This is a genomic window from Aminobacter sp. P4_D5 (genome assembly GCF_056401815.1).
The window spans coordinates 1-503 of record NZ_JBFUIP010001482.1 but is presented as its reverse complement, the minus strand read 5'-3'; the positions used below and the strand labels follow the sequence as shown (position 1 = coordinate 503).

Sequence of the window (503 nt, the reverse complement as noted above, 5' to 3'; positions counted from 1 at the left end):
GGCCTGGCGATCCGCGACGGCAACATGACCACGATCATCGGCCCGGGCGGCAACGTCCAGCAGGTGCCGACGCCGCGTTGATCTGATGCAGATCCTGTATTTCGCCTGGGTTCGGGAGAAGGTCGGGACCTCAGGGGAGGAGATCGCTCTCCCCGCTGGCGTTCGGAACGTCGGCGAGCTGATGCGGCACCTGGTCTCGCTGAGCCCCCGCCATGCGGAGGCCTTCGCCAATCCCACGGCGATCCGGGCGGCCGTGAACCAGGATTTCGCCACGGCCGGGGACGCCGTGGCCGATCGCGACGAGGTCGCCTTCTTCTCGCCCGTCACGGGGGGCTGAAGATGGCGCGCGTCGCCGTGCAGGAGGCGCTCTTCGACATCGCGGCGGAGAGCGCGGCGCTCAGCGCCGGCCGCACGGATGTGGGCGCGATCGCCAGCTTCGTGGGCCTCTGCCGGGCCGATGACGGGCTGTCCGCCATGGTGCTGGAGCACTACCCGGCCATGAC

1 protein-coding gene is annotated in these 503 nt (G+C 70.2%); it reads left to right on the top strand.

The window, feature by feature from the left end; all coding sequences use genetic code 11:
- The first annotated feature begins 85 nt into the window (after nucleotides 1-85).
- Nucleotides 86-337, top strand: a complete 252-nt coding sequence (gene moaD, locus AC1DWF_RS39085; RefSeq protein ID WP_476843748.1) for a molybdopterin converting factor subunit 1 — start codon at nucleotides 86-88, stop codon at nucleotides 335-337.
- Nucleotides 338-503 lie beyond the last annotated feature (166 nt).